The organism is Dyella choica, assembly GCF_003977665.1.
Classification (GTDB): domain Bacteria; phylum Pseudomonadota; class Gammaproteobacteria; order Xanthomonadales; family Rhodanobacteraceae; genus Dyella_B; species Dyella_B choica.
Genome location: NZ_RYYV01000007.1, coordinates 151,973 through 170,432, shown reverse-complemented (window position 1 = coordinate 170,432; position 18,460 = coordinate 151,973). Strand labels below are relative to the sequence as shown.

The window sequence follows — 18,460 nt, the reverse complement described above, 5'->3', positions numbered from 1 at the left end:
TACCGATGCGTACCCGTCTGCTTGCCCTTTCCGTTCTTGGCGTGGCCGTTGCCCTCGCCGGCTGCCATCACGGCGCGCGTCAGGACAGCAAGCAGGGCGTCACCGACATGGCTTCGTTCGAGACCTTCATCGGAACGCATCCGTCGCAGGAAGAATTCAAGAAGACGTACCCGCACGTACAGCTGATGCTTCCGGGCAGCGTCAGCACGATGGAAATCCGCTACGACAACACGCGCTTCTTCCCCAGCCTGGACGCGCAAGGACACATCGTCGGCGGCGATTTCCATTAGGGATGCGCTGTAGCCGAACTGTCATGTTCGGCCGCCGAAGTCATTTTGCTGACACGTTGCCGCGTTACCCTGATCGCAACAGGGTGCCGCCATTTCTGCTAGGCGGCCGTTTTACTTAGCTTCAAAGCGCGGCTCGGCATGTCCTCTACAGTTTCCATCGACGCCAACCGGCGTGGTTTGTTGTTTGGCGCGCTCGCTGGAGTGCTGCTGCTGCTGGTCGGTGGCGGAATCTGGTATGCGCGCTCGTCGATGAGCGGCAAGTCAGCCACCGAAGGCCATACCGCCAACGATGGCAGCGAAGTGGGCGTGATGCTGGGCCTGGCCGATCAGGCGTACAAGGAAAAACACCTGGTGGCGCCGGTCGGCAGTAACGTCTACGAGTTCTATTTCAGCGTGCTGCAGCTCGATCCGAACAATGCCATGGCGGAGAGCCGGCTACGCGATGCGTTCAAGCCGGCCTGCGACGTGGTGGAAAACACCATCAACAATGGCGATCTGGATGAGGCGCAGCGCGAGCTCAGCTTGCTGCGGCAGTACGACGCGCACAACTACAAGCTCGCCCTGCTCGGCAGCGTGCTCGATGCGCAGCGGGTGATCGAGCGACGCAGGCACGAAGCGGAAGCGGCGCGCATCCAGGCGCAGCAGGATAGCCGCTGAGCGGTCGTCATTCCCGCGCAAGCGGGAACCCATTTTGCCCTGATGCATCCGTCAAAATGGATTCCCGCTTGCGCGCACTGCTGTCCGGGGAAAATTCGACGCTTGGTCGCAGGGTCTTGTCGTACCTCACCGTCATTCCGGCGCAGGCCGGAATCCAGTTTAAATACGCGCCCGAAGGACACAAAGCCGGGCTTTGAGTGCTACGCACACCCTATTGAAACTGGATTCCGGCCTGCGCCGGAATGACGGTGAGGTAAGAGGCGGGTGTACGGTGAAATTCAAGTCCACCGCTTTGCTTGGCTGCAAAAGGCTTCACTAATCCGGCAGCTCGCCACACCAAAGAAAATATTTCCCCGGACAGCAGTGCGCTTGCGCGGGAATGACGGCCATGAGGGGATCGCATGGCGGTCAACCCGCAAGATACGCGTCTTTCAGGCGGACGTAGTGGTCGGCCGAATAGTGCAGTTGCTCGATCTGCCTGTCGGTCAGCAAACGCACGCATTTGGCCGGGTTACCCAGCCATAGTTCGCCCTCGCCTACCACCTTGCCCGGTGGCACTACGCTGCCGGCGCCGACGAAGCCGTGTTTCTTGATGGTAGCGCCGTCCAGCACGACGGCATGCATGCCGATCAGGCAGTAATCCTCGATGATGCAGGCGTGAATGACCGCAGCATGGCCGATGGTGACGCCCTCGCCGATGAGGGTGGGAAAGCCGCCGGGCGAATACGGGCCGTCGTGCGTTACATGCACGATGGTGCCGTCCTGGATGTTGCTGCGCGCTCCGACGCGAATGTAATTCACGTCGCCGCGCAATACCGCGCCGGGCCAGATGGAAACATCGTCGCCCAGCACGACGTCACCGATGACGGTGGCAGCCGGGTCGACATAGGCGCGGGCGCCGAGGGTGGGCTGGATGCCCTTGAAGGGACGCAGGGAATTCATTCGCGTATTTTAGCCTTCGAGCGACAGTCGTGTTGAACTGACCGCGGCAGGCGGGCTGTGCTGCTGGGCCTCGAGCACACGCAGGGTTTCCTCGTAACCGGCATCCACCGCCAGCTGCCAGTCGCGCCAATCGAGCATGCCGACATGCTCCAGCGGCGGGGTAATCAACAAGTCCGCTCGCTCGCGGCAGCGCTCGCTGGTCTCCTCGCTGTTCACCATGGCCGCACGGGTCAGCGTGGAGACGAGGCGCGGCCAGCCAGTCCCGCGCCGTTGGCGAATCCACAGGCGCCACCACGGCGGGGTGGCAAATTCTTCGGTTTGCGCGCGCAGTTCGATGTCTGCGCGAATGCTTACGGCGGTGATGTGGGCGATGCCCTCTTCCGCCATCACGTCGGTCGGCAGGTTGTCGACCAGGGCTCCGTCCACGTACACCTGGCCGTGGTGCAGCACCGGCGGCAGGATGCCGGGAATCGAACTGCTGGCACGCAGCCACAGCCACAGCGGACCATGCCGATGCACTACCTTGCCTTGACCGGAAAGACTGGTGGAAACGCAGAAGAATGGCCGTTCGAGATCCTCGATGTCGATCGCGCCGAAGGCGCGCCGCAGCATGATCGCCGCGCGGCGTCCGCGCGTGAGCGCCACCAGTGGCACCGTCCAGTCAGAAAGCGGCTTGCCGCGCACGAAGGCCTCGTAATACGCGCGCATCATTTCCTCGATGCTCCACATATTGGCGACGCCCGCGCCGATGATGGCGCCGATACTGGTGCCGCCAATGGCATCGAAGTCGTGGCCGGCCTCACGCAAGGCGCGCAACGCGCCCAGATGGGCAAGGCCGCGCGCGCCGCCGCCTGCCAGCACCAGCCCGCGCGCATGGCCGCTGATCAGGCGTGCGATGCGCGGTATGTCGTTTTCGCCGCAGATGTGGTGATGCTGAAGCTCGCCGCTGAACTGTGCGCGCCAACGTCGCGCTGCACCCTGCTGCACCTTGCGCCCGGAATGGACCAGCAAAAGATGGCGGGGACGATGCCGCACACGTGCCGGATGCCCCGGCGCGGCTTCCGGCCATGGCCTCGCCGGCTGCGCGGCCAACGCGGGCAGCAACAGCACGTCAGCCTGGCGCAGGCAGCGCAGGCGCCAGGATGCATCCCCGGTGCTGTCCAGATAGATCACGAAGCGCGCCTGCGCCTCGCGCTCGGCGAACCAGTCGCTGCCGCGGTTCGTACCGAGCTCGGCATCGATCACCAGGCAACTGCCGAACTTCTCCAGGGCCTGCGCCAGCTGCATCGCCAGGCCGCGCACCGGTACGCTTTGATCCACCGGCAGGATGGCGAAGGTGCGTGGCTTGTCCGGCGGGTCCACATGGCGTTCGCGCCGGATCATCCGATCCATGGCCTGCCGCGCCATACCCATCATGGCGCGTGGATGCTGTTCGATCAGCAGCTCGAAATGGGGCCGATCGAGCCGCAGCAACTCACAATCCCGCAGCGCGCGCACGTTGTAGCGTAGCGCTTCGCCGCTCAGCAAGCTGATCTCACCCAGGCAGTCGTCGGCCGCGACCTGCCGTATCAACTCGGTCGGGCCATCGAAGACGCCCAGGCTTCCGCTGCGCAGCAGGTACAAGGCCTCGGCCACTTCTCCCGCCCGGTACAGATACTGGCCCCCGGGCAGGCAAATCCACTGCAAATGGGTGGCAAGCGTCGACCGCTGCGCATCGGTCATATGCGCAAACAGCGGGATGCGACCGATCAGGGCATGGACGTCGGCAGGTAGCATGTGCGCGATGTTACGACGGGCGCGATGACACGTTATGCGTCTGATCGGCTTGATTTCGATCTGCGCCGCCAGCACCCTTCGAAGCCTGTAAGGAGTGAAACCATGAGCCGAGACAATCCCCTGCTGGCCGACCCGAGCCTGCCCGCGTTTTCCCGTATCGAGCCCGAGCACGTGTTGCCGGCGGTCGAAGCCCTGCTGGCCGAAAGCCGCGCCGGCATCGCGGCGCTGACTGCACCCGGTACGCCGCGCGATTTCAAATCGGTCCTGCTGCCCCAGGAGCGCTTCGAGCAGCGCATCTCGCACGCGTGGTCACCGGTTTCCCACCTGCATTCGGTGGCCGACAGCGAAGCCTTGCGCAAAGTGTATGGCCCCGCGGAAGAGCTGCTTACCGACTACTCCATTGAAGTCGGGCAGAACCGCGATCTGTACGCCGCGGTGCAGGCCGTGGCCGATGCTCCGGATTTCGGCAGGCTGTCCCGCGCGCAGCGCGCCCTGGTCGAACACGCCCTGCGCGATTTCAAGCTTTCCGGCGTAGCGCTGGAAGAGCCGGCGCGCTCGCGTTTCCGCGATATCGGCGTGGAACTGTCCAAGCTCTCCACCGAATTCTCCAATGCTGTGCTGGATGCTACGGATGCCTGGCAGGAGCACGTCACCGACGAACGCGACCTGGCCGGCATCCCCGAATCGGGCCGCGCCGTGTTGCGCCAGTACGCGAAGGAAAGGGGCCTGGAAGGCTATCTGGTGACGCTCAAGCAGCCCAGCGTGCAAGCGGTGATGACCTATGCCGGCAACCGCGGCCTGCGCGAACGAGTGTACTGGGCGTACCAGACGCGTGCCTCCGACCAAGGGCCGCACGCGGGCAAGTACGACAACAGCGCGCGCATCGAAAAGATCATGGCCCTGCGTCACGAAGCGGCTCAGCTGCTGGGCTTTGCCAACGCCGCGGAAGAATCGCTCGCGACCAAGATGGCCGGCACGCCGCAGGAAGTGCTGAACTTCCTGCATGATCTGGCATCACGCGCCAAGCCGGTGGCGCAAAAGGAACTGGCCACCCTGCGCGACTTCGCCGCCACGGAACTGAAGCTGGACAATCTTGAATCCTGGGACGTCGCCTACGCCGCGGAAAAGCTGCGCCAGAAGCAGTACGCACTGGATGAAGAGCAGCTCAAGCCATATTTCCCCTTGCCGGCCGTGATCGACGGCCTGTTCGGCCTGGTGCAACGGCTTTACGGCGTAAGCTTGAAGCCGCGCGACGGCATCGACGTGTGGCATCCGGATGTGCGCTACTACGACGTTGTCGACGCCGACGGGCATATCTTTGCCGGCGCCTACGTCGATCTCTACGCGCGCACCGGCAAGCGTGGTGGCGCCTGGATGGACGTATGCCGTGCGCGCTTCGATGACGGCGCGCAGCTGGAGCTGCCGGTGGCCTACCTCACCTGCAATTTCGCTCCGCCGACCGAAGGCCGTCCGGCGCTGCTAACGCACGACGACGTGCTTACGCTGTTCCATGAATTCGGCCATGGCTTTCATCTGCTGCTGACGGAAGTGCCGCTGCCGTCGGTCGGTGGCATCGAGGGCGTGGAATGGGATGCGGTGGAACTGCCCAGCCAGTTCATGGAGAATTTCGGCTGGAACCGCGAAGCGCTGGACCTGTTCGCCAGGCATTGGCAAACCGGCGAACGCCTGCCCGACGAGCTGTTCGAACGCATGCTGGCGGCACGGCATTTCCACTCCGGCATGTTCCTCGTGCGCCAGCTGGAATTCGCGCTGTTCGACTTCCAGTTGCACCTGCAGTACGACCAGGCCAAGGGCGCGCGCACGCTCGAAGTGCTGGCGCAGGCGCGCCACGAAGTGGCCGTGCTGCATCCACCGGCCTGGCAGCGTTTCCCGCATGCGTTTACGCATATCTTTGCGGGCGGCTACGCGGCCGGTTACTACAGTTATCTGTGGGCCGAACTGCTGAGCGCGGATGCCTTTGGCGCGTTCGAGGAGCATGCGGGCCATGGGCGCAGCGTGATCGACCCGGCGACCGGGGCGCGCTTCCGCCGCGAGATCCTGGCGGTGGGCGCAAGCCGGCCCGCCCTGGAAAGCTTCATCGCGTTCCGGGGCCGCAAGCCGGAACCGGAGGCCTTGCTGCGCAGCCACGGCCTGGTGTGATGGGCTTGTCGTGACGGGCTTGTTGCTCCTCTCCCTGCATGGGGAGAGGAGGAGCGTAGCTGGGATGGCAATCCCTGCACCAGGATGCCGAGTGGGAGCTGGGATTATCATCCCAGCCTACGCCCTGCCATCATTGGCGGCGCGAACCGGTACCGAGTCGACAGCGCTTTGGAGTCCGCGATGAATGCGATCACGCAACTGCCGCCCGAATGGCACAACTGGATCCAGGAGAACCTCGCGCGCGGCTGCGCTCCGCAATCGCTGATCGACGACATGGTGCGCAATCATTTCGACCCGGTGTTCGCACGTGCCGCGGTCAACGGTGTCATGAGCGGTCCCTTCGTCGCCGCCACGCCGACGCAAACCAAGCCTGCCGCCAGTGGTTACCTTTATGAAACGCCGCGGCTGCACGCCGGCAACCTGATCCGTACGTCCGATCGCGACGTGCGCGTGGTCACGCGCGTGCATCGCCCGATGATCGCCGTGCTCGACGGGGTGCTGAGCGCGGAAGAATGCGACGAGCTGATCCGCCGCTCCGCTGACAAAATGCGCCGTTCCACCACGGTAGACCCGCTTACCGGCAAGCATGAGGTGATCGCCGACCGCAGCAGCGAAGGCACCTTCTTCACCCTCAACGCCGACCCCTTCATCGCCCGTCTCGATCGGCGCATTGCCGAAGTGATGAACTGGCCGGAGGAAAACGGCGAAGGCCTGCAGATCCTGCATTACGGCATCGGCGGCGAATACAAGCCGCATTTCGACTACTTCCCGCCGGAAGATCCCGGCAGCCAGGTGCAGATGACCATCGGCGGCCAGCGCGTCTCCACCATGGTGATGTATTTGAACGAGGTGGAGGAAGGCGGCACCACCATCTTCCCCGAGGTCGGCCTGGAAGTGGTGCCCAAGCAGGGTTCGGCCGTCTATTTCGAATACACCAACAGCCAGAACCAGCTCGACAAGCTCACCTTGCACGGCGGCTCGCCGGTGACACGCGGCGAGAAATGGATCGTCACGAAGTGGATGCGGCAGCGCCGTTACGGCGAGCTTGCCGCATAATCGCAGGCTGGGACGACCATCCCAGCCTATACCAGGGGATCTTTCAAACATGCAGGACAATCCGTACTCGCCGCCCGGCGCCGAGCTGGTTTTGCCGACGAACTACAAGGCCGGTACCGAGGCGCCGTTCTTCGCCGTCTCACTCTTGAAGCTCGTGGTGATGTCGGTTTTCACGTTTGGCCTGTATGAACTGTATTGGTTCTACAAGAACTGGCAAGCCTTCAAGCTGCGCGAGAAGGAGAATATCTCCCCGTTCTGGCGCGCGTTTTTTGGTTATTTCTTCTGCTATGCGCTGTTCAGCGAGGTGCGCGAATGGCAACGGGAAACAGGCAAGGGTGAAATGCCGGCCGGTTGGCTGGCCGCCGGATGGATCATCACCAGCATGATGTGGCGGTTACCGGAGCCCTTTTGGATGATCAGTTGGGCTTCGGTACTTTTCCTGGTTCCCGTCCAGAAGGTCATCAACGACATCAACCGGAACGAAGCGCCCGATCACCCGCCCAACGAGAAAATCGGCGGCGCCAACTGGATCGCCATAGCGGCCGGCGGGCTGCTCATGGTGCTGGCGCTGGTCGGCATGTTCCTGCCTGCAGATCCCGCCTGAAGCAACGCGCATTGCCCTCTCATGAGAGGGCAATGCTTTCAGCCCAGCCTGCGTCGATGTCAGCCCTGCGCCCTGTCCGCTTCAACGTGATAGTGCGTAGCCACTTCCACTTCCTTCTTTGAGCCGAGGAACACCGGCACGCGTTGATGCAGGCCCGTTGGCTGTAGTTCGAGCAAGCGCCCGCGACCGGTGGTCGCCGCACCACCGGCCTGCTCGATGATGAAAGCCATCGGATTGGCCTCGTACATCAGGCGCAGCTTGCCGCCTTTGCTCTTGATCTTCGCATCCAGCGGATAGAAGAACACGCCGCCGCGGGTGATGATGCGGTGCACGTCGGCCACCATCGAGGCGACCCAGCGCATGTTGAAGTCCCGGCCGCGCGGGCCGTCCTTGCCGGCGAGCAACTCGCCGATATAGCGCTGCATCGGCGCTTCCCAATGGCGCTGGTTCGACATGTTGATGGCGAATTCGCCGGTTTCCTCGGGAATGCGGATGTCGCGGCGGCTGAGGATGAAGCTGCCCACTTCGCGATCGAGCGTGAACTCGTGCGTGCCGTGGCCGAACGTCAGCACCAGCACAGTGGCGGGGCCGTACACCACGTAGCCGGCGGCGAGCTGGGTGGTGCCGGCTTGCAGGAAATGCTCGGCTTTCGGGTTGGTGACACCGTCCGGGCAGCGCAGCACGGAAAAGATGGTGCCGACAGAAATGTTCACGTCGATATTCGAGCTGCCGTCCAGCGGATCGAACAGCAGCAGGTGATTGCCCTTCGGGTACATGTCGGGAATCGGCTGCGGATCTTCCATCTCCTCGGAGGCGCACGCGGCGAGCTGTCCACCCCAGGCGTTGGCTTCCAGCAGGATCTCGTTGGAGATCACATCCAGCTTCTTCTGCGCTTCACCCTGGATGTTGCCGGTGCCCGCCTCGCCCAGCACCCCGCCGATGGCGCCCTTGTTGGTGGCGACGGCGATGCGCTTGCAGGCGCGCGCGACCACCTCGATCAGCAAGCTGAGCTCGGCGTTGACGTGGCCGGCGCGGCGTTCTTCGATCAGGAACTGGATCAGCGAGATGGGCTTCATGACGGCTCGGCAGACTATGGGGCCGCCATTGTCCCGGCTTGGGATGTCCTGAGCAAATCCATGCTGGGCTGTGCCCTCCTGCTGACAACACGCTGGCAGTAGGGGGGGCGCAAGCTCTCAGCATCGAAGAGGAGGGACTTGCCATGCGCGATACGGTTTATGTGCTGGTGTTCGAAGGGTTTGCGGATTGGCAGGTGGCCTTGGCGCTGGCCGAGATCCGGCGCCCGGGGGAATGGGAGGTGCGCAGTGCCGGTTTCACGCGCGAGCCGGTCACTTCGATGAGCGGTATGCGGGTGTTGCCCGATGTGAGCCTGGAAGAGCTCGACCTGGACGCCGCCGCCTTGCTGATCCTGCCCGGTGGACATTTATGGTTGTCGACGCAGGTGGAACAAGCGACTGCAGTCGCGCGGCGGATGCATGAGGCTGGTGTGCCGATTGCCGCCATCGATCTAGGCGTGCTGACCCTGGCGCGTGCCGGCTTGCTTGAGCATTGTCGGCACACCGGCAACTGGCCGGGACAGATCGGCCGTGCGGTGGCGACGTACGCAGGGCACGGGCAATACGACGCCAACGTGCTTGCCGTGGCCGACGGTGGCGTCGTCACCGCCAGCCATCTGGGCAGCATTGAATTCGCGCGGGAAGTCATCCACACGCTGGATCTGTACAGCGCCAGCGACCGCGAACACTGGTACCGCCTGTTCAAGCACGCCGTGCCGCCGCCGTGGCTCGCCGGCGAAGCGGTCGAAGTCGTTCGCGCGGCATAAGGCATCTACGGCATGAATAATTTCATCGATCGCGTTCTGGCGGCCTATCGGCCGATGTACCTGCGGGGCCTGCTGATGGATGGCCAATATCGCCCGCCCGCTAGGCAAGAAGAGAAACCGCAAAAGGGCGACCGGGTGGTGCAAGTCACGCCGGCGTTCGAGCCCGAACGCAAGCGGGTGCTGCTTGTCCCCGCCGTAGATTCCGCCCATTTGCGTGCGCCGTCGGCCGACGAACCGTCGGGCGGGTTGAGCGGCGCCTGAATCCATCCCAAGGAACTCATCATGCAAAAGACCTATCACGGCAGCTGCCATTGCGGCGCAGTGCATTTCGAGGCGGATATCGACCTGGCGCAAGGTACCGGGCGCTGCAATTGCTCCATCTGCGCCAAGGCGCGGCAGTGGGGCACGGTGGTGAAGCCCGAAGCGTTCCGGCTCACCGGCGGCGAAACGGAGCTTTCCGACTATCAGTTCGGTTCGCAAAGCATGCACCACTTGTTCTGCAAGCATTGCGGCATCCGGCCGTTCGGCAAGGGCAATCTGGATGTGCTTGGCGGCGAGTTCTATTTCGTCAACGTGTTCTGCCTGGATGACGCCGAGCCGTCGGAGCTGATCGAGGCGCCGCTGCACTTTTCGGATGGACGCCACGACAACTGGCAGAACGCGCCGGCCGAAACGCGGCATCTGTAAGTATGGTCTGAACAAGTCCGTCACGGACTTGTTCAGACGCGCCGCGTCCGGTACACGCCCGGACGCGGCTACGCCAAATCAAGCGCTTACGCGCCTGATTTGCGGCGGGCCTTCCGTGGCCCGCGGAAACTCTGAACTTATTCAGAGTTTCACTAACCCAAAGGTGACGACATGGATCGGAAGATCGTTTTTTACCACGCACCCAACAGCCGCTCGGGCGGTACGTTTGCCCTGCTCGAGGAACTGGGCGCGGACTATGAGCTCCATTTGCTCAACCTCAAGGCCGGCGAGCTGCGCCGACCCGACTACCGGGCCATCAATCCGATGGGTAAGGTACCAGCGATCCGGCATGGCGATGCCTTGATCACCGAACAGCCGGCCATCTTCATGTACCTGGCCGACCTGTATGCGGAAGCAGGGCTTGCCCCGGCCATCGACGATCCGCTGCGCGGTCCCTATCTGCGCTGGCTGGTCTTCTACGGATCCTGCTTCGAGCCGGCGCTGGTCGACCGCTCGCTGAATCGTGATCCGGCTCCGCCGTCCACCTCTCCCTACGGCACCTGGGACGACGTCATGCAAGCCTTGCAGCTGCAACTGACCAACGGCCCGTACATGCTCGGCGAGCGATTCTCCGCGGCGGATGTTTTGTGGGGCGGCGCCTTGCATTGGACCACACTGTTCAAGCTGGTGCCGGAAACGCCGCAGATCCGCGCGTATATCGATCGCGTGATCACGCGCCCTGCGATGCAGCGTGTGGCGGCCAGGGATGCCGAGTTTGTCGCGCTGCAGGTGGCGTGAAATGAGCGAGCGGTCATGACCCTGTGTTCGTCCAGCGCGCACAGGGCCATCTCGCACCCTGCGATGATCCTGCATGACTTCGGACGCTGGTCCGTAACCTCAAGCTGGGCGATCATGGGCGGATGCGTCGCGCCGATCGCCTCTTTCTCATCATCAACGCCCTGCGTGGACGCCGTACCGCGTTGCAGGCACGCCAGCTCGCTGAAACGCTGGGGGTATCGCTGCGCACGGTCTACCGCGACGTGGCCGATCTCCAGCTTTCGGGCGTGCCGATCGAAGGCGAAGCCGGCGTCGGCTACGTGCTGCGCAAGGGCTCGGACATTCCTCCGCTGATGTTCACCGCCGAAGAGCTCGAATCGCTGGTGGTCGGCACGCGCTTCGTTCGCGCATTTGCCGGCGAGAAGCTGGCCGCAGGTGCGCAGGCTGCGCTGATGAAAATAGAGGCGGTACTGCCGCCCGAGCTGCGCGAACGTTCCTCACGCACACGCATCTATGCACCGATCTGGCGCAGCGAACATTTCACCGCCTTCGCCGAACTCATCGACCAGCTGCATGCGGCGATCGAAGCCCAGCACGTGCTGCGGCTGTTCTACCGGGACGAGCTGGGCCGCGACAGCGAGCGCGACGTGGAGCCGCTGTGCCTGTCGTTCTGGGGCGGTAAATGGACGCTCGGTACCTGGTGCCGCCTGCGCCAGGACTTCCGCAACTTCCGTCCGGATCGCATCGATCGCATGGAGCACACCGGCGAAGTGTTCCAGAGTGCGGCCAATCGCGACCTGGCTTCCTATCTGCAGGCGATGCGCGGCTACTTCTCGGGGCTGGAATAAGCCGCGTCAGGGTTTCGCCCCACCCTTGCCGGCCCCGCTTACGCTACCCTGCGCCCACCAGGGTTATTGCAGGAGTCGTCCCATGTCGTCAGGTGTGCGTCATCCTCTGTTGTCGATTGCACCGGCCAAGCTGCGTCCCACCCAGATGACGGTGGGCAAGGCGGAAGTAGCTCAGAAGCGTGCGGACTGGGAAAAGCTAGGCAAGAAGAAGCGCAAAGAGCTGCTGGCCGCGCACTGGTTTCCTGGCGTGCTCGGGCCGAAGCGCCAGGTCTACATCGTCGATCACCATCACCTCGGACTCGCGCTGTGCGAGGAGGGTGTCAACGAAGTGCCGGTGATGATCCAGCGCGACTTTTCCTGGCTGGAGCCGGACGTGTTCTGGCGCACCATGGAATTCAGCCGTTGGGCGCATCCTTACAACGAGCTCGGCCAGCGGCAGGACTACGACGCCATTCCGCGCAATCTGACCGGCCTCGTCGACGATCCTTATCGCACCCTGGCTGCGCGCGTGCGCGAGACCGGCGGTTTCTCCAAGGACGCCACGCCCTATTCGGAATTCCTGTGGGCGGACTTCTACCGGCGCAACATCAAGCTAAAAGGCGACCGCGTTACGCCCAAGCAATTGCAGGACGCGTTGCTGCTTGCGCATTCGCATGAAGCAGCCTACCTGCCGGGCTGGAGCGGACAAATCCAATGAGCGGTACGGCCGTCCCGCCGGCACGTATTGCCGACGTGCTGGCGGGTCTGGGGATAGCCGGCCTGCTGCTGCCCGAGGCGGTCGCGTATTCGGGCATCGCCGGCATGCCGCCGCAGGCCGGCGTGGTGGCTCTGTTCGTCGGGCTGATCTGTTACGGGCTATTGGGTACCAGCCGATACGCGATCGTTTCTTCCACTTCGTCATCCGCGGCAGTGCTGGCAGCGGGCACGCTGCTGTTGGCCGGCGGCGGGGCGAATCGCACGGCCGTAGCCGCTGCCCTCGTGCTGTTGGGCGGCATCTGCTTTCTTGTCGCCGGTACGGCTCGTCTCGGCGGGTTGTCGCATCTGATCGCACGCCCTGTGCTGCGTGGCTATACCTTCGGGCTGGCGATCGTGATCGCGCTCAAGCAGCTGCCGCATCTGGGCGGCTGGCCGGATCTGCATGGCGACTTCGTGCCGCTGCTGGTGGCGAACCTGGTGCGCACATCAGGACAGGTGCATGCCATGACGCTGCTTACCGGTGTGCTCGCGCTGGCGGTGTTGTATGCCTGCGAGCGTTTGCGCCGTTTGCCGGGCAGCCTGCTGGTGATCGCCCTGGGCGTGGCTGCCTCCGATTGGCTGGCAGCGCATGGCGTGCCGCTCACCGGCGCCATCAAACTGCAGCTGAGCATCGGCATGCCGGTCTGGCCGGCCAGTGGTCAATGGCTGCCGAGTGTGGAACTGGCTGCAGCGTTGCTGCTGATCCTGTATGCCGAGTCGTACAGTTCGATCCGCGGTTTCGCCTTGAAGCACAACGATCCGGTGGCGCCCAATCGCGACCTGCTGGTGCTTGGGGTGGCCAATGTGCTCAGCGGACTGTGCCAGGGCATGCCGGTCGGCGCCGGCTATTCCGCCACCTCCGCCAACGAGGCCGGGGGCGCGCAGTCGCGGCTGGCTGGCTTGATCGCAGCAGCCACCGTACTGCTGATGGTTTTGCTGCTGCTGCGCTGGATCGAACGCATTCCGCTGGCCGTACTGGCCGCGATCGTGATCCATGCGGTAAGCAAGTCGTGGCGCCTATCGGTATTTCGTCCTTATCTGCAATGGCGGCGCGATCGCCTGCTCGCGCTCGCCGCGGTCGTGGCGGTGCTGTCGATGGGCATTCTCAACGGGCTGCTGTTTGCGATCGCTTTCAGCCTGATCCTGCTGCTGCGCCAGCTCGCCACGGCACGCGTGAGCGTGCTCGGCCGCCTTGCCGGCGGCCACGACTTCGTGGACATCGCGCAGCACCCAGATGCGGTACCGCCACCGGGCATGCTGATCCTGCGCCCGGAAGAGCCCTTGTTCTTCGCCAATGCCGAATCGGTGATGACGCTGGCGCGCCAGCAGGTGGAGGGGCATGCCGGCGTGAAACAGCTGGTATTGAGCCTGGAGGCATCGCCCGATCTGGACAGCACCGCGCTGGAATCGCTTGGCGATTTCGCCGCCTGGCTGCAGACGCGCGGGATAGGTCTGCGCATGGCGCGCCTGAAGGATGAAACACGCGCGTTGCTGCTGCGTGCGGCATTGCCCCAGCTTTCGTCACAGGCATTGGATAGCTGGAGCGTGGAAGATGCCGTGTCGGCATCCATCGCCGCGACGTCCTCAACGGGAAAACAAGCCAAGTGAAAAACGCCACTCGGATCGGCTGCCTGGCCGCAGGCATGCTGCTGACCATGCCGACCCTCGCGCTGCAAAGTGCGGATACGCGCTTCAAGCAGCTTTACGAAAAAGAATGGGCCTGGCGTACCGGGCAGGCCGGCGTCAGCGCCTCGGGCGAAGCCCAGCCGAACAATGGCCGCCTCGATCAGGTCGATGCCAAGCGCCAGCAGGAACGGCTGGATGACTGGCGCAAGGTGATGGGCCAGCTGGACGCGATCGATCCGAAGCAACTTTCGGCCGCCGAGCAGGTGAACTACGCGATCTACCACGAGCAGATCCGCAATTTCATCGCCGACCAGCAGTTCAAGCAATGGCAGATGCCGTTCAACAGTGATTCGGCGTTCTGGAGCGAGCTGGACAATGATCTCGGCAGCGACTCTCTGCACAACGAATCGGACTACCGGCGCTATGTGGATCGCCTGGGCCAGGTGGGCGTGTATTTCGACCAGGAAATCGCCAACATGCGCGGGGGTCTCAAGCGCGGTTTCAGCGTGCCGCAGGCGGTGCTGGCAGGGCGCGATGTCTCCATCGCCGCCGTCGCGGAAATGAAGGACCCCACGCAATCCTCGTTCTATGAACCGCTGCGGCACATGCCATCTAGCATTCCGGCGGTAACGGCCGCGGCCATCCAGGCCGATGCGCGCGCGAAGATCAGCCGCGACGTGATTCCCGCCTACGGCAGACTGCTCGCGTTCTTCCGCGGCGAATACGTGCCGCAAGCGCGCACCACGCTGGCTGCGGAAGCGCTGCCGGACGGCAAGGACTACTACCGCCAGCAGATCCGCGAATACACCACGCTCGATCTCGATCCCGACGCCATCCACCGGATCGGGCTGGAGCAGGTGGAGAAAATCCACGCACAGATGCTCGATGCGATGCATGAAACCGGCTTCAAGGGCAGCTTCGCCGAGTTCCTGCATTTCCTGCGCAGCGATCCGCAGTTCTACGCCAAGACCGCGCAGGAACTGCTCGACCAGACCGCGTGGGTGGCGAAGGAAGTGGACGGCCGCCTCGGCAAGTTCTTCGGTCACCTGCCGCGTGCGCGCTTCACCATCGAACCGGTGCCGGATGCCATCGCGCCGTACTACACCTCCGGCCGCGGCGGCCCGGACGTTTACCTGGTCAACACCTACGACTTGCCCGCTCGCCCGCTCTTCAACATGCCCGCGCTGACCCTGCACGAGTCCTATCCCGGCCACGCCCTGCAACTGGAGCTGGCCGCAGAGCAGCGCGACCAGCCGGCCTTCCGCCGCAACAGCTACATTTCCGCCTACGGCGAGGGCTGGGCGCTGTACTCGGAATACCTCGGCAATGAGATGGGCATCTACAAGACGCCCTACCAGCGCTTCGGCTACCTCACCTACCAGATGTGGCGTGCTTGCCGCCTGGTGGTCGATACCGGCATCCATCACCTCGGCTGGTCGCGTCAGCAGGCAATCGACTTCATGACCGGGAACACCGCTCTGTCCGATCGCGAAATCGCCAATGAGGTCGATCGTTACATCAGCTGGCCGGGGCAGGCGCTGTCGTACGAGTTGGGCTACCTGAAGATGCTGGAGCTGCGCGCGAAAGCCGAGCAGGCGCTCGGACCAAAATTCGACCTGCGCGCCTTCCATGACACGGTGCTCGCGGTAGGTTCCGTACCACTGCCGCTGCTGGAGCAACGAATCGACCGGTTCATCGCGGAGGGAGGGCGTGAACCCAGTTATGGCGCGGCGGGACCTGATTCCAAACCCAATAACGACGGGCCTTGATCCGTATCGGGCGGAGGCGAGGGAATGGGCCATGTGCTCGGCCCGGATCTGGCTTCGCCCCGGTCTTGGCAAAAACTTCACCAATAAAGTAGTATTGGCTCAAGCTCTATTGGGAGAGTTCGTCATGACAGCCCATGCCTTGACCCGGCCGGCCCCCGCCGAAGAACTGAACGGCCCCGCTTTGCGAGCTTTCTTCAATATGGCCGAGCGCTGGCACCTGCGCATCGCTGAACAGCGCAGGCTGCTCGGCGAGCCGCCCGAATCCACCTTCTACAAGTGGAAACGTCACCAGGACGGCACACTGGGACGAGACACGCTGGAGCGCATCAGCTATCTGCTTGGCATCTACAAGGCGCTGCAGATCCTGTTTCCCAATGTCGAGCAGGCCGATGCCTGGTTGCACAAACCCAATCGCTCGCCGCTGTTCGGCGGGCAGTCGGCACTCGATCGCATGCTTTCAGGCAACGTGAGCGACCTGTACGTAGTACGGCAATACCTGGACGCGCAGCGCGGCTGGTAAGTATCCCGTCGCAGGCGGCGAGAAGCCCCTACGGCACCATTCCCCATCGAACAGGAACGGACCAACGATGCGGTGATGTGCCGCCGCGGACTTAAGGACCCTCTGATCTATTCCTACGTACCCGTCACCACACTGTATGCGCGCCTCGCTTCGCCCCGTCGGCGCACGCGGGGAAGGCACAGGGACGTGCCTGGTTTGAGGAGCGAGGAAGGCAGGGAGTATGTCTAGACGGCGGGGCGAAGCGAGGCGCGCAAACAGTGCGGCCCAAACGTTTTGAATTTCTATGACGGGGTGACGTCCAGAAGGCCCGCAGGCTGTGCCCCGCGGCTTGACCAGACGGCCAGTCTGCCCTGTGCCACGCGACACACCCTGCGGGCTTTCTGGACGTCATGCCGGGCACGTAGGAATAGATCAGAGGGTCCTTACCATGTCTATCGACACGCCCCCTACCCGCCGCATCCGCTGGACCCATGCCTATCGCATCGTGCCGAGCCGCTTTCCGCCGGCCGGGCTGTTCGATCGCATTGCCAATCCGGCCGACCTGGACGCCATTTTTGCGATCGAAGCGATGACCAATCCGCGCCTGCGCGAAGAGGCCGATGCGTTGCGCCTGGTGCCCAAAGAGCACCGCATCAGCGGACCGGGTTCGACCCCGGTGATGGCCGCCTTCACCCATCTCAATCCGGAAGGCAGCCGCTTTTCCGACGGTACCTGGGGTGTGTTCTACGCGGCTCGCAACGTGATCACCGCAGTGGAAGAAACGGTCTACCACCGTGAGCGCTTTCTGGCGGCCACGGCGGAACCGGCCTGCGACATCGAGATGCGCTGCTATCGCACCAGCGTCGACTGCAAGCTGCACGATATTCGCGGCGGCTGGATGCAAGCGCACGATCCGGACAGTTATGCCGATAGCGTCAAGCTGGCGCGCAAGCTGCGCGAAACGGGCTCAAACGGTATCGTGTACGACAGCGTGCGCCATCGCGGCGGTGAATGCCTGGCGGCGTTCCATCCCGATGCCGTCGCGCCCTGTGTGCAGGCGCAACACCTGACCTATCGCTGGGATGGCGAACGCATCGCGAAGGTGTTCGAGGTAAACGAGCTGAAGCGCGGTTGAATGCGCACGGACGGTGATACCAGCCGTCACCTGATGGCCGTCATTCCCGCGCAAGCGGGAATCCATGGTCAAAGGCGCATCCAGAGCAAAATGGGTTGACCACCATTCGCTGTTGTGAATGCGCCTCCGTTTGCGTGGGAATGACGGCTCTCACCAGCGTGCCTAGGTGTCGGCGTCGGTCGCAAACCCTTCGCGCGTGCCACGATTGAACACCCGATCACTACCCAGCACATCAGCAGCCGCATGCGCGGTGTGCTGCTTCAGCTTGGCGTAGATCGGGGTGAAATCCGGCCGCGTCGTCTCGAACAGCTGCTCGAAACTGTCGATCACGAAATAGGTCTGCTGGTAGGTGTCGATGCGGTAGCGCGTGTTCATCACGCGCTCCAGGCCGAAGCCGATGCGGTTCGGCGCCGGCGCATCCAGGCAGTAAATGGATTCGCCCTTGGAACTGACGATGCCAGCTCCGTAGATGCGCATGCCTTCATCGGTGTTGATAAGGCCGAATTCCACCGTATACCAGTACAGCCGCGTCAGGTTCATCAGCGCCTCGGGGCCGATGCCGAACGCCTTCATGCCACCGCGGCCATAGGCCTGCATGTAGTCGGCGAAAACCGGGTTGAGCAGTAGCGGCACGTGGCCGAACAGGTCATGGAACAGATCCGGCTCGCTCAGGTAGTCCAGCTGTTCGGGCTTGCGTATCCACCAGCTCACCGGGAAACGGCGGTTGGCGAGATGGTCGAAGAACACTTCGTCCGGCAGCAGGCCCTCCACCGCCACCAGCTCCCAGCCGGTGGCCTTGCCCAGCACCTGGTTGAGCTCGGCAAACTTGGGAATGCCGCCCTCGCCCATGCCGAAGCGCTCCAGGCCGTCCAGGAATTCGCGGCAAGCGCGGCCAGGCAGCAACTCGCGCTGGCGCCGGTACAGCGTGTCCCACACCTCATGGTCGGTGCGGGTGTAGCTGGACCAAGGCTGCTCCACCACGCCAGTGGCGTAGACCGGAACGTAGCCGCGATCGGTTTGCTGGTGCTCGACGCGGCGCGGGTTGCGGGAGGTTTCCAT

General features: G+C 63.6%; 19 protein-coding genes. 15 read left to right on the top strand and 4 right to left on the bottom strand.

Annotation, left to right across the window (positions count from 1 at the left end; all coding sequences use genetic code 11):
* Positions 1-5: 5 nt before the first annotated feature.
* Both EKH80_RS11420 and EKH80_RS11415 read left to right on the top strand, forming a co-directional pair.
* Positions 6-290: a hypothetical protein gene (locus EKH80_RS11420; RefSeq protein ID WP_126684889.1), complete on the top strand. Its 285-nt coding sequence runs from the start codon at positions 6-8 to the stop codon at positions 288-290.
* Positions 291-428: 138 nt separating this feature from the next.
* Positions 429-947, top strand: a complete 519-nt coding sequence (locus EKH80_RS11415) for a hypothetical protein (protein ID WP_126684888.1) — start codon at positions 429-431, stop codon at positions 945-947.
* Between the two features lie 408 nt (positions 948-1,355).
* Here EKH80_RS11415 and EKH80_RS11410 read toward each other — a convergent pair whose 3' ends face one another.
* Both EKH80_RS11410 and EKH80_RS11405 read right to left on the bottom strand, forming a co-directional pair.
* The gene (locus EKH80_RS11410; protein ID WP_126684887.1) at positions 1,356-1,889 is read right to left on the bottom strand and encodes a gamma carbonic anhydrase family protein; all 534 of its coding nucleotides are present in this window, start codon (positions 1,887-1,889) and stop codon (positions 1,356-1,358) included.
* Positions 1,890-1,898: 9 nt separating this feature from the next.
* Positions 1,899-3,665, bottom strand: a complete 1,767-nt coding sequence (locus EKH80_RS11405) for a patatin-like phospholipase family protein (protein ID WP_126684886.1) — start codon at positions 3,663-3,665, stop codon at positions 1,899-1,901.
* 102 nt (positions 3,666-3,767) lie between these two features.
* On the opposite strand from EKH80_RS11405, the gene EKH80_RS11400 reads away from it, so the two are divergent.
* From EKH80_RS11400 to EKH80_RS11390, 3 genes are all read left to right on the top strand, one after another.
* The gene (locus tag EKH80_RS11400; RefSeq protein ID WP_126684885.1) at positions 3,768-5,825 is read left to right on the top strand and encodes a M3 family metallopeptidase; all 2,058 of its coding nucleotides are present in this window, start codon (positions 3,768-3,770) and stop codon (positions 5,823-5,825) included.
* Positions 5,826-6,005: 180 nt separating this feature from the next.
* Positions 6,006-6,881: a 2OG-Fe(II) oxygenase gene (locus tag EKH80_RS11395; RefSeq protein WP_126684884.1), complete on the top strand. Its 876-nt coding sequence runs from the start codon at positions 6,006-6,008 to the stop codon at positions 6,879-6,881.
* A gap of 49 nt (positions 6,882-6,930) precedes the next feature.
* A complete protein-coding gene (locus EKH80_RS11390; RefSeq protein WP_126684883.1) occupies positions 6,931-7,485 on the top strand; it encodes a DUF4234 domain-containing protein in 555 nt (184 codons plus the stop codon).
* 59 nt (positions 7,486-7,544) lie between these two features.
* On the opposite strand, the gene EKH80_RS11385 is transcribed toward EKH80_RS11390, so the two are convergent.
* Positions 7,545-8,561, bottom strand: coding sequence for a class 1 fructose-bisphosphatase (locus EKH80_RS11385; RefSeq protein WP_126684882.1), 1,017 nt, complete (start codon positions 8,559-8,561; stop codon positions 7,545-7,547).
* A 143-nt stretch (positions 8,562-8,704) separates the two neighbouring features.
* Here EKH80_RS11385 and EKH80_RS11380 point away from each other — a divergent pair, with 143 nt between their 5' ends.
* From EKH80_RS11380 to EKH80_RS11335, 10 genes are all read left to right on the top strand, one after another.
* Positions 8,705-9,325, top strand: coding sequence for a DJ-1/PfpI family protein (locus tag EKH80_RS11380; RefSeq protein WP_126684881.1), 621 nt, complete (start codon positions 8,705-8,707; stop codon positions 9,323-9,325).
* Positions 9,326-9,337: 12 nt separating this feature from the next.
* Complete coding sequence (locus EKH80_RS11375) at positions 9,338-9,586, top strand: hypothetical protein (protein WP_126684880.1); 249 nt, start codon at positions 9,338-9,340, stop codon at positions 9,584-9,586.
* Positions 9,587-9,607: 21 nt separating this feature from the next.
* Entirely contained in the window at positions 9,608-10,012 is a 405-nt protein-coding gene (locus EKH80_RS11370; protein ID WP_126684879.1) for a GFA family protein, read from the top strand.
* 171 nt (positions 10,013-10,183) lie between these two features.
* Positions 10,184-10,810, top strand: a complete 627-nt coding sequence (locus EKH80_RS11365; RefSeq protein WP_126684878.1) for a glutathione S-transferase family protein — start codon at positions 10,184-10,186, stop codon at positions 10,808-10,810.
* A gap of 122 nt (positions 10,811-10,932) precedes the next feature.
* Entirely contained in the window at positions 10,933-11,637 is a 705-nt protein-coding gene (locus EKH80_RS11360; protein ID WP_126684877.1) for a helix-turn-helix transcriptional regulator, read from the top strand.
* 82 nt (positions 11,638-11,719) lie between these two features.
* On the top strand, positions 11,720-12,334 hold the full coding sequence (locus tag EKH80_RS11355) for a ParB-like protein (RefSeq protein WP_126684876.1): 615 nt from the start codon (positions 11,720-11,722) through the stop codon (positions 12,332-12,334).
* Positions 12,331-13,980: a SulP family inorganic anion transporter gene (locus EKH80_RS11350; RefSeq protein ID WP_126684875.1), complete on the top strand. Its 1,650-nt coding sequence runs from the start codon at positions 12,331-12,333 to the stop codon at positions 13,978-13,980. The genes EKH80_RS11355 and EKH80_RS11350 overlap by 4 nt, the downstream gene beginning before the upstream one ends.
* A 35-nt stretch (positions 13,981-14,015) precedes the next feature.
* On the top strand, positions 14,016-15,767 hold the full coding sequence (locus EKH80_RS11345; RefSeq protein ID WP_126684996.1) for a DUF885 domain-containing protein: 1,752 nt from the start codon (positions 14,016-14,018) through the stop codon (positions 15,765-15,767).
* Between the two features lie 124 nt (positions 15,768-15,891).
* Positions 15,892-16,287, top strand: coding sequence for an MbcA/ParS/Xre antitoxin family protein (locus EKH80_RS11340; protein WP_126684874.1), 396 nt, complete (start codon positions 15,892-15,894; stop codon positions 16,285-16,287).
* 427 nt (positions 16,288-16,714) lie between these two features.
* Positions 16,715-17,401 carry an RES family NAD+ phosphorylase gene (locus tag EKH80_RS11335; protein WP_126684873.1) on the top strand — a complete coding sequence of 229 codons (687 nt, stop codon included), beginning with the start codon at positions 16,715-16,717 and terminating at the stop codon, positions 17,399-17,401.
* Between the two features lie 162 nt (positions 17,402-17,563).
* On the opposite strand, the gene phhA is transcribed toward EKH80_RS11335, so the two are convergent.
* Positions 17,564-18,460, bottom strand: a complete 897-nt coding sequence (gene phhA / locus EKH80_RS11330) for a phenylalanine 4-monooxygenase (protein ID WP_126684872.1) — start codon at positions 18,458-18,460, stop codon at positions 17,564-17,566.